The organism is Hydrogenovibrio sp. 3SP14C1 (genome assembly GCF_029625905.1).
In the GTDB taxonomy this organism is placed as follows: Bacteria; Pseudomonadota; Gammaproteobacteria; order Thiomicrospirales; family Thiomicrospiraceae; genus Hydrogenovibrio.
Genome location: NZ_JARTLM010000191.1, coordinates 1 through 259, shown reverse-complemented (window position 1 = coordinate 259; position 259 = coordinate 1). Strand labels below are relative to the sequence as shown.

Sequence of the window (259 nt, the reverse complement as noted above, 5' to 3'; positions counted from 1 at the left end):
AATCTACAAATTCTTCGATTGTTTTTGCACCAACAAAGTTTTTTCCGCTTGCTTCATTTGCTAAGAAGTTTTCTGTCTTCTCGTAAGAGCGATTAAAAACTGCTACGGAAAAACCTTTGCTTTCCATGTTAAGTGCGATATTTTTTCCCATAACGGCTAAGCCGATAACTCCGATTTGTTGTTTCATCAACTCATCATTTCCTCTCTATAATTATTTTGAAATGAATCATTCCCTATTATAGCGAATTTAGTAGTAGGA

General features: G+C 34.4%; 1 protein-coding gene. It reads right to left on the bottom strand.

The window, feature by feature from the left end; translation table 11 throughout:
- Positions 1–187 (bottom strand): NAD(P)-binding domain-containing protein (locus P8629_RS12200; RefSeq protein WP_278166375.1); only part of this gene is annotated, 187 nt, incomplete at its 3' end.
- Between the last annotated feature and the right edge of the window lie 72 nt (positions 188–259).